The sequence below is a fragment of the Paenarthrobacter sp. YIM B13468 genome (assembly GCF_042788025.1).
GTDB lineage: Bacteria > Actinomycetota > Actinomycetes > Actinomycetales > Micrococcaceae > Arthrobacter > Arthrobacter aromaticivorans.
On sequence record NZ_JBHZPI010000008.1, the window covers coordinates 129136 to 141851 of the forward strand.

The 12716-nt window shown below is 62.9% G+C and carries 10 protein-coding genes; 7 read left to right on the forward strand and 3 right to left on the reverse strand.

Annotated features, from left to right (window positions below; translation table 11 throughout):
• Positions 1–129: 129 nt before the first annotated feature.
• The 3 genes from purU to ACFX4T_RS09925 all read left to right on the forward strand — a co-directional run bounded on the left by purU (position 130) and on the right by ACFX4T_RS09925 (position 2328).
• On the forward strand, positions 130–981 hold the full coding sequence (gene purU / locus ACFX4T_RS09915; protein ID WP_377651632.1) for a formyltetrahydrofolate deformylase: 852 nt from the start codon (positions 130–132) through the stop codon (positions 979–981).
• Positions 982–1071: 90 nt separating this feature from the next.
• A complete protein-coding gene (locus ACFX4T_RS09920; protein ID WP_377651633.1) occupies positions 1072–1722 on the forward strand; it encodes a class I SAM-dependent methyltransferase in 651 nt (216 codons plus the stop codon).
• 72 nt (positions 1723–1794) lie between these two features.
• Positions 1795–2328, forward strand: coding sequence for a gamma carbonic anhydrase family protein (locus tag ACFX4T_RS09925; RefSeq protein ID WP_377651635.1), 534 nt, complete (start codon positions 1795–1797; stop codon positions 2326–2328).
• Between the two features lie 127 nt (positions 2329–2455).
• Here ACFX4T_RS09925 and ACFX4T_RS09930 read toward each other — a convergent pair whose 3' ends face one another.
• Together ACFX4T_RS09930 and ACFX4T_RS09935 are read right to left on the reverse strand one after the other, a co-directional pair.
• Positions 2456–4162, reverse strand: a complete 1707-nt coding sequence (locus tag ACFX4T_RS09930) for a flavin monoamine oxidase family protein (RefSeq protein ID WP_377651637.1) — start codon at positions 4160–4162, stop codon at positions 2456–2458.
• Positions 4162–5643 (reverse strand): amino acid permease, encoded by a 1482-nt coding sequence (locus tag ACFX4T_RS09935; protein ID WP_216924973.1) that lies wholly within the window; start codon positions 5641–5643, stop codon positions 4162–4164. Before ACFX4T_RS09935 ends, ACFX4T_RS09930 begins: the two co-directional genes overlap by 1 nt.
• 140 nt (positions 5644–5783) lie before the next feature.
• Here ACFX4T_RS09935 and alr point away from each other — a divergent pair, with 140 nt between their 5' ends.
• On the forward strand, positions 5784–7037 hold the full coding sequence (gene alr / locus ACFX4T_RS09940; RefSeq protein ID WP_377651639.1) for an alanine racemase: 1254 nt from the start codon (positions 5784–5786) through the stop codon (positions 7035–7037).
• On the forward strand, positions 7027–8640 hold the full coding sequence (locus ACFX4T_RS09945; RefSeq protein WP_377651641.1) for a PucR family transcriptional regulator: 1614 nt from the start codon (positions 7027–7029) through the stop codon (positions 8638–8640). Before alr ends, ACFX4T_RS09945 begins: the two co-directional genes overlap by 11 nt.
• Here the strand turns inward: ACFX4T_RS09945 and ACFX4T_RS09950 are convergent.
• Positions 8637–9443 (reverse strand): carbon-nitrogen hydrolase family protein, encoded by an 807-nt coding sequence (locus tag ACFX4T_RS09950; protein WP_377651643.1) that lies wholly within the window; start codon positions 9441–9443, stop codon positions 8637–8639. The genes ACFX4T_RS09945 and ACFX4T_RS09950 overlap by 4 nt on opposite strands.
• Positions 9444–9834: 391 nt before the next feature.
• Here ACFX4T_RS09950 and ACFX4T_RS09955 point away from each other — a divergent pair, with 391 nt between their 5' ends.
• Together ACFX4T_RS09955 and mmsA are read left to right on the forward strand one after the other, a co-directional pair.
• Positions 9835–11025: an ROK family transcriptional regulator gene (locus ACFX4T_RS09955; protein WP_216924860.1), complete on the forward strand. Its 1191-nt coding sequence runs from the start codon at positions 9835–9837 to the stop codon at positions 11023–11025.
• 129 nt (positions 11026–11154) lie between these two features.
• Positions 11155–12711: a multiple monosaccharide ABC transporter ATP-binding protein gene (gene mmsA, locus ACFX4T_RS09960; protein ID WP_223948327.1), complete on the forward strand. Its 1557-nt coding sequence runs from the start codon at positions 11155–11157 to the stop codon at positions 12709–12711.
• Positions 12712–12716 lie beyond the last annotated feature (5 nt).

The following is a 12716-nucleotide window of genomic DNA, read 5'->3' on the forward strand; positions in this document are numbered from 1 at the left end:
AAGACATGACCCTCGGCCCAGGCGTACGATCCGTGGTCTTCGTGATTGCCGCTCCCTGGTGGTAGTCCACCCAACGCCAGTTGCGACCCGTTAACAGTACAACATGGCGGCACAGGTAGGCTTATCCGTGTGACTGATTCCGCCGCTTTCGTAGTAACACTGTCCTGCCCAGACCGCCCCGGCATCGTCCACGCCGTTGCCGGCGCCTTGCTCGAAGCCGGTTGCAACATCGCCGATTCCCAGCAGTACGGAAGCCCCAGCACAGGCAACTTCTTCATGCGGGTGGAGGCAACCACGACGTCCCCTCAGGACGAACTGGCCGCCGCCTTGCGGCCGGTAGCTGAGTCCTTTGGCATGACGTGGCAGATCAACCCGGTGGGCCAGAAAGTCCGCACCATCATTCTCTGTTCCAAGGATGCGCACTGCCTCAACGACCTCCTGTTCCAGCAGCGCACGGGTACGCTGCCAATCGAGGTTCCGGCGATTGTTTCAAACCACCGCGACCTTGAGGAGCTGGCCCGGTTCTACGGGATCCCGTTCCACCACATTCCCGTGACACCGGAGACCAAGCCGCAGGCCGAGGCCGAGCTGCTCAAGCTCATTGCTGACCACGACGTCGAGCTCACGGTCCTGGCGCGTTACATGCAGGTCCTCTCCAACGAGCTCTGCACGGAGTTGAACGGCAAGGCCATCAACATCCACCACTCGTTCCTGCCGTCCTTTAAGGGTGCCAAGCCGTACCACCAGGCCCACGCCCGCGGTGTGAAGATCATCGGCGCCACGGCCCACTATGTGACCGCCGACCTCGATGAGGGCCCGATCATCGAGCAGGAAGTCATCCGCGTTGACCACGCACGCACGGCTGCCCAGTTCGTGCAGATGGGCCGGGACGTGGAGGGACGCACCCTGGCCCAGGCCGTTCAGTGGCACGCCGAACACCGCGTACTCCTGGACGGCACCCGCACCGTTGTATTCAACTGACTCCCGTCCCAACTGACTGGCAATAGTGGTTGTTCGAAGGGCTCATAGCAACCACTACTGCCAGTCAGTTCGGCGATCTACGCTGGGGGTATGCAAGACCACGAGGCTGACCTCGCCGTTTTCTACGACCGCCAAGCCCCGGTCCCGAACACCCGTGCGCTGACACCGCATCGTGTTGAGTGCCGGGAATGGTTCGTCCGGCTCTTGAAGGACGAGCACCGACACTCCGTGTTCGAGCTGGGCTGCGGGACCGGCGTCGAGGGCCTGGAATTTGTCCGCGCAGGACTGCATTACACCGGCGTGGACCTCTCAGAGGAGAGCATTCACCTGGCGCGGGCGCATGGGCTGGATTGTTCAGTGGCCAGCGGACGCAGCCTGCCTTTTGTTGATGGCGCGTTTGCGGCCGTTTGGACCATGAGCACCCTGCTGCATGTCCCCAACAGCAGGATTCACGACGTCGTCAGCGAACTTGTGCGGGTCAGCGCGGCTGGTGCGCTAATCGCCGTCGGGCTTTGGTCAGGTGAGGACGTGGAAGTTCTAAACCCCGAGGACGTCGAAGAGCCGCGGCGCTTCTTCAGCCGCCGCAGCGACGACACCGTGCGGCGGATCTTCGGAGAGCACGGCGTGATCGAGCATTTCCGGACCTGGCCGGAAGGTACGGGTGTGGAGTCCGGACCCGGCGCCGGGAACTGGACTCAGCACTACCAATTCCTGGTCCTGCGCACCCCCTCGCCCAACTAGGTCGCATTTGTGCGCGTTTTGAGCGCTCATAACGCGCACTGCTGCGACCCAGTTGGGAACTAAGCTGGCTCCATGGCTCCCTCTTACACCTTTGCCGGGGACACTCCGGCCATCCATGAATCTGCGTTCGTTGCGCCCACCGCATCCATCATTGGCAAGGCGACTCTGGCCGAGGACTCCAGCGCCTTCTATGGAGTTTCGGTCCGCGCCGATACGGCTGCCATCAGCGTCGGTTCCGGCTCCAACCTTCAGGACAACGTAGTCCTGCACGCCGACCCGGGATTCCCCTGCACCGTTGGCGAGCGCGTCTCCATTGGGCACAGCGCAGTGGTCCACGGCTGCACTGTGGAGGACGACTGCCTCATCGGAATGAGCGCCACCATCCTCAACGGCGCGGTGATCGGCACGGGCTCGCTCATTGCCGCTGGCGCCGTGGTCCTGGAAGGCACGGTGATTCCGCCACGCTCACTGGTGGCGGGTGTGCCGGCCAAGGTTCGCCGGGAATTGACCGACGACGAATTCGAAGGCGTCAAGCACAACGCCGCCCACTACAAGGACCTCGCGGCCGCGCATAGGGAAATGCACAGGGAGATGCACGGGGCCTAATCAACGAATGCGGGGCCTGGTCTGCATCCCCACCGCCTCCCTCACTTCGCAAGCTCAGCCAGGGAACCCGGGCTGCGTGGGCCCTGCGAATGGTTGGGACGCAGGGCAGGCCCCGCAACGTTGAAAATTAGTCCAGGCTGATCGGGCCGAATTCGTCCAGCAGATCACCCGGACCGGGGTTTTCGGCAGCAGAGGATCCGCCCAAGTGGTTCACCACGCCCCACACGGCGTTCAGGCCCGTGGTCACTGCGCCTTCGGCCCATCCGGCGGTGAAGGACACGTCGTCCCCGGCCAGGAAGATGCCGCGTTGGCTTTCCGGCAACTGATCCTGCTTGAAGTGGGTGAAGAGCCGCTGCTGGTACCGGTAATGGCCCGGCAGGTTGGCTTTGAAGGCACCCATGAAGTTGGGGTCCGCTTCCCAGGACACAGTGATCGGCTGCCCCACAATGTGGCTGGCAATGTCTACGCCCGGATAGATCTGTTCCAGCGAGTGCAACATGAGTTTGACGCGCTCTTCGGCAGTAAGCGCAAGCCACTTCAGCGCGTCGTCGTTCCATGTGTAGGACAAGAGGATCACAGCGGGCTTGTCAGGGCCGTCGTCGAGCAAGTATGTGGCCCGGTTGAGGCGGTCGGTGAGCGTCATGGACAAGACTTCGCGGCCGGTTTCCGGATCGATATCCTTCCAGAACGGCCGGTCCACCATCACGAACGTCTTCGAGGACTGCATGTAGTGCGAGCGCTCGATCGCCGTCCACAGCTCGGCCGGGAACAGCGCTTCCTCGGTGTGGATACGCGTGGACAGCAGCCACGACTGGCAAGTGGTCACCACCGCTTGGTACGTGGCTTCGCGTCCCCAGTTTTCGCGCACTACCAAATCACCGTTCTCGGCGCGGCGGATGTTGTCCACGGCTCCGCGCGGCGAGCCGGAGTGCAGCGACGACAGTGACGTGCCGGCGGGCCAGTGCTTAAGGTCCGACGGCGCGTGGTTCCACAGTGCCTCGGGGAGCCTTTGCGCTCCTCCCGAGATGAGCCGGTGCTGGTCGTCTGCGTCCGTGTAGACGACCCTGAGAATCTCCAGGATGGAGTTGGGGAAATCGGTGTCCCAACCGCCAGTGCCAAAGCCGACCTGGCCGAACGCTTCGCGGTGGGCGAAGCCGGCTTCCTTGAAGGACTTGCTGGCTGCGATGAATCCGTAGAAGGTCAGCTCGTCCAATTCGGGCAGGAGTGCGTTCCAGAGTTCCTTGATCCGCTTGGTATCGCGGGCTTTGATAGCTTCCTGCATTTCGGCGAACGCAGCGCCATCGTTGATTGCGGCTTTCCAGGCATCGGCTACTTCCTGGAAAAATACCGGTAGCTCAGCTGCTGTTGTGGCGTAGTGCTTCTTACCCGCAAGTTCGATCACTGTGCTGGACGTCGCCGGGGCCATCGGGTTGGGGAAGTCCTGCGTTTCCAAGCCAAGAAGGTCCACGTAGTGGTAGAAGGCTTTGCCGGAAACCGGGAAACGCATGCCACCAAGATCGGCTACGACGCCTGGCGCCGACGGGAAGCTCGCCGTGCGAAGACGGCCTCCGATCTGGTCGGCCTCGTAGATGACGGGCTTGAGGCCGAGCTTCATCAGCTCATAGGCGGTGACCAGTCCTGACAGGCCGGCGCCGATGACGGCCACTTCCGTGCCGTAGCGCTCTTCCGGAATGCTTCCGAGTCCGTCCGGGTGCGCCAGGTAATGGTCATAACTGAAGGGGAAGTCCGGGTTCAGCATGGTGATGGGGGCTTCGCCTGCCTTCGCCTCGGAGGCGGCGACGTCGGCTGTGGGAAGTTCGGTAGCGATGGTCATCAGTTTGCGGCTTTCACAGTTTCCGGGCTCACGGCCCTGGTGGTCAGTTCACGGTAGTCCTCATCGCTGAGCGCGGCTACCTTGGAATTCCGGCGTCCGTAGCCGAAGTAGATGGCGATGCCCACCAGCATCCAAACACCGAACGTGATCCAGGTGTCGGCGCCGAGGTTGAGCATCAGGAAGGCACACATGAGGGTGCCCAGGATCGGGGTGATCGGGTACAGCGGAACCCGGAAACTGCGGTCAAGATCCGGGCGGTTGCGCCGGAGATAAATCACGGCGACGTTGACCAGCGCGAAGGCGAAGAGCGTACCGATGCTCGTTGCGTCAGCCAAGGCGCCCAGCGGGACCAAGCCAGCGGTGAGGGCGACGGCGGTTCCGACTATCAGGGTCCCGGCCACTGGCGTTCCGGTGCGGCGGGAGACGCGGCCGAAGACCTTGGGCACCATGCCATCACGGGACATCGAGAGCAGGATGCGGGTCTGGCCGTAAAGGACGGTCAGCACGATACTGGCGATGGCAAGCACCGCACCGGCAGAGAAGACGAGGGCGATCCACGGCTGCCCGGTGATCTCATGCAGGATCTGGACCAGGGCAGCTTCCGTGCCATCGAACCAGCCCCACGGACGGGCACCGATCGCGGCAACGGAGACCAGGACGTAGATGCTGGTGACAATCACCATGGAGAGCAGGATGGCGCGTGGCAGGTCCCGCTTGGGGTTCCTGGCTTCCTCGCCGGCGGTGGAGGCGGCATCGAATCCGATGTAGGAGAAGAACACACTCGAGGCGGCGGCGGAGACGCCTGCTGCACCCATCGGCATGAGGGGCTCGAAGTTCCCGGCGTTGAAAGCGGTGAAAGCGACCGCGCAGAAGAAGATCAGGATGCCCACTTTGATGATGACGATCGCGGTGTTGATCCATGCACTTTCACGGGCGCCCCGGACCAGCAGGATCATGGCAAGAACCACGATCACCATGGCGGGAACATTCACCACCCCGCCATCGCCTGGTGGCTGGCTCATGGCGTCGGGCAGGACCTGTCCAAACGCGGCCAGAGTCTCGTTTACGTACTGGCCGGCGCCCACTGCAACAGCGGCCACGGACACGGCATATTCCAGTACCAGGCACCAACCGCAGATCCACGCCATGCCCTCACCCATGGTGGCGTAAGAGTAGGAGTAGCTGGAACCTGCCACCGGGACGAGCCCGGCCATCTCCGCGTAGGACACTGCCGAGAAGAGGGCAGCCAAACCAGCGATCACGAAGGAGATCCAGATCGCCGGGCCTGCCAGCGGCACGGACTCACCAAGGATCACCAGGATGCCGGTACCCAGCGTTGCGCCGACGCTGATCATGGTCAGCTGAAGGACACCGAAGCTGCGTACCAGCGGCGTGCCGCCTTCGCCGGTTCCGGCCTCGTCGGCCATCTGCCCGATCGGCTTGCGGCGCAGGAGTTGGGCACCGAGGCTCGGCCTGGCCATGCTCGCCGCCGTTGAGTTTTGAGTGTTCACAGGCACAGTCACCCTTGACGTCCCTTCAAAGTAGTTTCGATTTCCCCTCCACAAGACTGGCATATGAGCCACCTCTCACAATGGTGCAAAATGACCTATAGTGTTCAACCATGAGACGTATTGCACAGTACCAAGAGGGCGGCTCGCTCGCCCTCTCCGGTCAGGTCAGAGTGGACCTGTCCGCTATTTCAGACAACATCAGCGCCCTCAAGAACCGGACCAAGGCGCCCTTCTTCATGGCCGTAGTGAAGGGCAACGCCTACGGTCATGGCCTAGTGGAAGTAGCCCGCACGGCTGCCGCTTCCGGGGCTGATTGGCTCGGAACCGCGCAGCTCACAGAAGCCATCGCACTGCGCAAAGCCGGCATCACCGCACCGATCCTTTCGTGGTTGTATCTGGCATCCCAGACGAGCGACACCATCCTGGAAGCACTCGAAAACAACATCGACGTCTCCCTCGGAAGCGTCCACCAACTCCAGGTGCTGGCGGCCATCGCCGAACGCCTTGGCCGTCCCGCCGTCGTACACCTTGAACTGGACAGCGGGCTAAGCCGCGGCGGGGCCCGAAAGGAGGATTGGGCCGAACTTGTAGCTCATGCCCGGCGAGCGGAAGTGGACGGCACGGTGCTGGTCCGCGGCATTTGGACCCACTTGGCGTGGGCCGATGTGCCCGCCCATCCTGGCAACGCCAGCGCTGTTGCGGAGTTCGAAGACGCCGTTCGCGAGGCGCGTGAAGCCGGACTCACGCCTGAACTGAGGCACGTTTCCAGCTCAGCCAACATCCTGGACCGTCCGGAATTCCACTTCGACATGGTCCGGGCCGGACTGGCAATTTACGGCCTCGCTCCCGCAGACCACCTCAACCCGACCGACTTCGGATTGCGGCCGGCCCTCAGCGTCACCGCCCCATTGGTCATGGTCAAGAAGGTCCCGGCAGGCACCGGCGTTAGCTACGAGCACCAAGCCATCACGTATGAACCCCGCTACCTGGGACTCATTCCCCTTGGCTACGCGGACGGCATCCCTAAAGGCATCAGCGGCCGCTCGGTGGTGAACATCGGAGGCCGCAACGTCCCGGTCATCGGCAAGGTCTGCATGGACCAATTCATGGTGGACCTCGGGCCCGACGCGACCGGGATCGACGTCGGCGATACTGCGGTGTTGTTCGGCGACCCGGCCACCGGTGCGGCGAGCGCCGACGATTGGGGCGCTGCGATCGGCAGCCACGGGGATGAAATTATCAACAGGATCGCCCCGCGATTGCCGCGCATATACGCCTCGTCCGAGCGCGCCTCCTTGGACGGCGCCTACGAGTGCCCCGACTACCAGGAGCCGGCCGCCGCCGGGCAGGACAATGTTGCCTGAGCCCGCCACCGCCCGCCTGAGTTTCGTCACGCTGGAACAGTTCCTGGAGCAGCTGCCGCCCGAGTTGAAAATGCTTCACGACGGCGGCAGCGGCGAATCGCTGCTGCGGTGGGTGGAACCGAGCGAACTGGAAGATCCCACCCCGTATCTTCCGGAGGGCGAGTTCCTGCTGACCGCCGGGCTGCCTTTCCTTGGCGAGGGCGGCTCGGCGGCCAGCGTGGACGCCTACGTTCGGCGACTGGTGGGTGCAAAGGTGGCCGCCCTCGGATTTGGCATCAGGCCCTATTTCGACGCCGTCCCGGACGTCCTCCTCGACGCCTGCCGCAGGCACAACCTCACCCTGTTCGAGGTCCCGGAGTCCGTGCCCTTCGCCGCGATTGGCCTGGAGTTCTCCCAGCTCCTGGAATCGGACAACGCCCGCGTATTCCGGCAATTGGCCGAAACCAACCGCCAACTCATGCGGGCAGTCCTCTCCCCCAGGCCGGAGCACGAATTACTTGCAGCCCTCGTCCAGCGTGTGCCCGTGTGGGCGCTGCTGGTCGGGGCGGACGGACGGGTGCGGGCGCGCGGGCACAATGCCGGCGGCAGCACCGGCGTCGAGCATTCCTTGTTGGCGCCGCTGCTGGAACGGTTGCTGACCGGCAGCGGGCCGCGCGTGGAGATGGATGGTTTCGAGCAGCCTGGGTCTGCCTTGGTGTTCGGTCATCCCCTGCGCAGTACCAAGGACGCGAACCTTGGGGCGCTGATTCTTGGTTCGGACGCTCCGCTGACGCCCGCGCAGAACAATGTGGTGCAATCGGCGGTGGGTTTGCTGGAGTTGCTGGTCCGTCAACGAACCAGCGGTTCACTTGCTCCGAGCCAGCTTGCCACGGCATTGCTCCTGCATCCCGATACCTTGTCCACCGGCGCCACCAAGCACGTCAACGGACTCAAAGACCTGCTGGCGCAGAGCCTTTCCTCGACGCGCTCCGGACAGATGCGCGTAGTGCAGGGCATCAAGGCCGAATCCCCTGACTGGCCCGCTGGCGACGGCCCGGTCCGCGAGCTGCTGCAGTGGCGCAGGCTGTTCGATACCAAGCTCGTGGAAATAACCGACTACGGTTTCGCGGCCATCACCCGGTTGAAAGTGGATGACGCGCTGCTTGCCGACGTCGAGAAGCTGGGCTGGAGGCTGGCGATCGGCGAGCCGACCGAACTCACCGGGCTTGCCGCGGCCTACCAGCGGGTGAGCTCGCTGCGGAGCCGCGTATTGTCCAGCGGAAAGAGTGTCCGCGTGGAGGAAGTGCAATGGTCGGTGACTGGTCTGCTTGGACGCGAGGCGGGGTCCATGCTGGCCGAGCGCCTCCTGGCCCCGGTTTTGTCTTTGGAACCTGATCGCCGTGACCCACTGCTGTCCGTACTGCACGGGTGGCTCAGCGAAAACGGAAGCTGGGACGGTTCCGCCAAGCTGCTGGGCCTGCACCGCAACAGCGTCCGGCGGCAAATTGGCGTCCTCGGCGAGCTGCTGGACATGGACCTCAACCAGGCACAGGTCCGGGCGGAACTCTGGATTGCCTTGCAGTATGCGGACGAGCTTGTTGCTGGGCCTGACGCCGGCGCTTAGGCACCCGCCTCCCACTCCCGGTATAGCTCAGGCCGCCGTTCGCGCAGATAATCGACTTCGTCGCGTGCGGTTTTCACCGTCTCCGTGCCCACTTCCGCGAACAGGAGCGCTGCCGACTCCCCCGCCGCCGCGAGCAACGAGCCATCGGGGCCGGCAACCACGCTGCCGCCGAGGAAGTTGTAGATGTCCTCGTGCCCGCTGTGGTTGGCGTACGCAACGTTGAGCTGGCTCTCCACCGCGCGGGCCCTGATGAGCACTTGCGGCACGCTATCGAATCCCATGGACAGAGCCGTTGGGACCAGCAGGAGTTCAGCCCCGCGGGTTGCCGCTGCCCGGACTGCCTCCGGGAACTCGACGTCGTAGCAGATCAGCATCGATGTTCGGACCCCGTTGAAATCCACGACGGCGGGAGGTTCTTGGGCGCCCACGAACGCCTTGCGCTCCTCCGCACCAAAGAGGTGGACCTTGGCGTAATGGAGGAGTTCCTCGCCATTGCCGTCCACGAGTGTGGCGGTGATGTGCCACGCGTTGTCCTCCGAAGCCGGCGCCGGAAGGCTGTACACGAGCCCGATGTTGTGCTGGCGGGCGATGCCGGAAAGGCGTTGGCGGATGCCCGGGAGCGTTGCCGGATCCAATTCGGCGTGAAGCCGCAGCGGTGCGTAGCCCACCGGAAAGAGCTCCGGAGTCAGGAGCAGTCCTGCCCCTGCCTGTGCGGCGCGCCGGGCGGCGTCGTCGATCGTGCGCAGGTTCGCCTCAACGTCCAGGACGGAAGCGTTGGCCTGCAGGACGGATAGCAGCATCATTACCACCTTGGTTGCACCGGGTACCGGACCGGTGAGGGCCGGAAGTCTTCTTGTTTCCAGACTAGGCCCGGGGTCTGACACGTGGAGCGGGGCATTTAGACCCGGACGCGAGCGACACGGGACGCATTGCACGCACACCGCCCCGCAACCTTCCGGGCCACGCCACCCAGCCCCATTTTGCGAGTCCCACTCTGCGCCCCAACCATTCGCAGGGCCCACGCCGCCCGGGTTCCCTGGCTGAGCTTGCGAAGTCAGGGAGGCGGTGGGGATGCAGACCTCAGGCCCACAACGGGAGGACTGAGCGCCTCTTGCGTTGGAGTATGTCGGGGAAGCTTGACTCCTTGTGTTCACTTCTTGACTACAACGCTGCTTTTGGGGCAATCTTCTTGTCATGCCCGCTACGCAGCGCTCAACGAAGAGCCAACCACGAAAACCCGGCTCGCAGTCCGCGCTCCGGCACCTGAACCAGCAACGGATTATCGAGTGCTTGCTGAGTGGGCCGTCAACGCAAGCCGAGCTTTCAAGGCAGACCGGGCTCTCCACCGCCACGGTGTCCAACATCGTGAAAATCATGCAGGACGCAGGCCTCGTTTCCACCGAGCCAACCACCAGCTCCGGACGCCGGGCAACCAACGTGAGGTTGAACAGCAACGGTGCAGTCGCCGTCGGAATCGACTTTGGCCGACGCCACCTGCGGGTGGTTCTGGCATCCCTCGGCTACCACGTCATCGCAGAGGATTTCATCGAACTTCCGCTCGGCCACCACGCAGAGGAAGGGATCGCTGCGGCGGTTCGGCTGCTGGGCCGATTGCTGGCAGAAAATGGCATCGATCCCAGTGCGGTAGTGGGAGCCGGCGCGGGCATCCCGGGCCCCATTGACCGCAGGACAGGGACCGTCGCCCAGGGTGCGATCCTGCCCGAATGGGTGGGAATCGACATCCTTCATAGGCTCGAGGAAGCCCTGAATTGTCCCGTATTTGTTGATAATGACGCCAATCTCGGAGCGTTATCTGAGGTGACCTGGGGACCCCACAGCGGGGTGTCCAACCTGATGTTCCTCAAGATCGGTTCGGGTATTGGTTCGGGCCTGATTCTGAACGGCGTGCCGTACTACGGGAACGTGGGCATCACAGGCGAAATCGGCCATGCAACCATCCACGAGCACGGGCTGATGTGCCGGTGTGGCAACCGCGGCTGCCTGGAAACCATCGCGTCCACCACCACCATGATCGAGCTGCTAGGCAGGGGAAAAGAGACATCGCTGACGCCCCAGGACATCGTCCGGAATTGCCTTGCCGGCGACTCCGCAACCCAACGTGTGGTGGATGATGCGGGCCTTGCCGTGGGGCGAGCACTGGGCAACGTCGCCAATCTGATCAACCCTGAAGTGATCGTCGTCGGCGGCCCCCTGGCAGGCCTCGGCGACCTCCTTCTCAACCCCATTCGCAGGGGCCTTGTTCGCCACGCCGTGCCCGTGGTGGGGGAAACAACGCACCTCGCAATGTCGTCCTTGGGAGCACGTGCCGAAGCGCTTGGCGCAGCAGCCTTGGTGTTCCAACAGGCCGGAATCACGGGTAGATAACGAAATCGTTAGCTGGTTCTTGTGTTCAAGTCTTGACGACAAGACACGTGATCCAGTTTACTTTTTCATCAGACAGCTCCGCCATTTGGGGAGCGACAACGAAGTCATGCATTGGAGGCGTAAGGGCTGATGACAACCCTCGACACGCAAGACGAGCCGATCCTCTTGGAGATGCGCTCGATCACGAAGGAATTCCCTGGTGTGAAGGCCTTGTCGAATGTGAGCCTGCGCGTAAAGGCCGGCGAGATCCACGCAATCTGTGGCGAGAACGGTGCTGGAAAATCCACCCTCATGAAAGTTCTCTCCGGCGTGTACCCCCACGGCAGCTACACCGGCGACATCGTGTACATGGCCGAAACGCAGCAATTCAAGGACATCCGCGCAAGTGAAGCTGCGGGCATCGTCATCATCCACCAGGAATTGGCGTTGATCCCGGAATTGTCCATCATGGAGAACATCTTCCTGGGCAACGAGCCAACCAAATGGGGTGTCATCGACTGGGCCGAAGCCCGGAAGCGCTCCGTAGAGCTGCTGGCCAGGGTAGGTCTCCGTGAGGACCCCGATACCCCCATCAAGGAAATCGGCGTCGGCAAGCAGCAGCTGGTGGAAATCGCCAAGGCGCTGAACAAGTCGGTCCGCCTGCTGATCCTGGACGAGCCCACAGCAGCCCTGAACGAATCGGACTCCCAGCACCTGCTGGACCTGATCCTGGGGCTGAAGGGCAAGGGAATCACCTCGATCATCATTTCCCACAAGCTCAACGAGATCGAACAGATCGCCGACGAGATCACCATCATCCGTGATGGAAAGTCCATTGAAACGCTGAACGTCAAGCGGGATGGCGTTGACGAGGACCGCATCATCAAAGGCATGGTGGGCAGGACCCTCGAGTCCCGCTTCCCCGATCACGAGCCGAAGATCGGTGAGGTCTTCTTCGAAGTGAAGGATTGGACGGTGGGTCACCCGCAGATCCAGGATCGCCTGATCTGCAAGGGCTCCAACTTCTATGTGCGCCGCGGTGAAATCGTGGGCTTCGCAGGACTCATGGGTGCCGGCCGCACGGAACTTGCCCGCTCTCTGTTCGGACACTCCTACGGCCGTTACATCAAGGGACAGGTTTACAAGGACGGCAAGCCGGTCAACCTCCGCAGCGTCCGGGCGGCTATCGACGCCGGCCTGGGCTACGTCACGGAAGACCGGAAGTCCCTCGGCCTGAACCTGCTGGATGACATCAAGACCACCACGGTTGCAGCGAATCTCCGTGCAATCAGCAAGTACACGGTGGTGGACGACCGCAAGGAGTTCTCGGTGGCAGAGGAGTACCGAAAATCCCTGCGCACCAAGACGCCGTCAGTGGAGGAAGGCGTAGCCAAGCTCTCGGGCGGAAACCAGCAGAAAGTGGTGCTGGCCAAATGGATGTTCACCGATCCGGATCTCCTGATTTTGGATGAACCGACGCGAGGAATCGACGTAGGCGCCAAGTATGAGATCTACGGCATCATCCAGAGGCTGGCGAACCAGGGCAAGGGAGTGATTGTCATTTCCTCGGAGCTGCCGGAACTCCTGGGCCTGTCCGACCGCATTTACACCATTTTTGAAGGCGCCATCACCGGTGTCCTGGACAAGAACGAAGCCAGCCAGGAAAGCCTGATGAAACTCATGACCTCCGCCCGCAAGACGGCCTGACCGTT

Bases quoted from the DNA above. Each gene is read 5' to 3' on its own strand.
- ACFX4T_RS09925 (WP_377651635.1), top strand. From the start codon at position 1,795: ATGGCTCCCTCTTACACCTTTGCCGGGGACACTCCGGCCATCCATGAA.
- ACFX4T_RS09950 (WP_377651643.1), bottom strand. From the start codon at position 9,443: ATGATGCTGCTATCCGTCCTGCAGGCCAACGCTTCCGTCCTGGACGTT.
- ACFX4T_RS09955 (WP_216924860.1), top strand. From the start codon at position 9,835: ATGCCCGCTACGCAGCGCTCAACGAAGAGCCAACCACGAAAACCCGGC.
- ACFX4T_RS09945 (WP_377651641.1), top strand. From the start codon at position 7,027: ATGTTGCCTGAGCCCGCCACCGCCCGCCTGAGTTTCGTCACGCTGGAA.
- ACFX4T_RS09935 (WP_216924973.1), bottom strand. From the start codon at position 5,643: ATGGCCAGGCCGAGCCTCGGTGCCCAACTCCTGCGCCGCAAGCCGATC.
- alr (WP_377651639.1), top strand. From the start codon at position 5,784: ATGAGACGTATTGCACAGTACCAAGAGGGCGGCTCGCTCGCCCTCTCC.
- mmsA (WP_223948327.1), top strand. From the start codon at position 11,155: ATGACAACCCTCGACACGCAAGACGAGCCGATCCTCTTGGAGATGCGC.
- ACFX4T_RS09930 (WP_377651637.1), bottom strand. From the start codon at position 4,162: ATGACCATCGCTACCGAACTTCCCACAGCCGACGTCGCCGCCTCCGAG.
- ACFX4T_RS09920 (WP_377651633.1), top strand. From the start codon at position 1,072: ATGCAAGACCACGAGGCTGACCTCGCCGTTTTCTACGACCGCCAAGCC.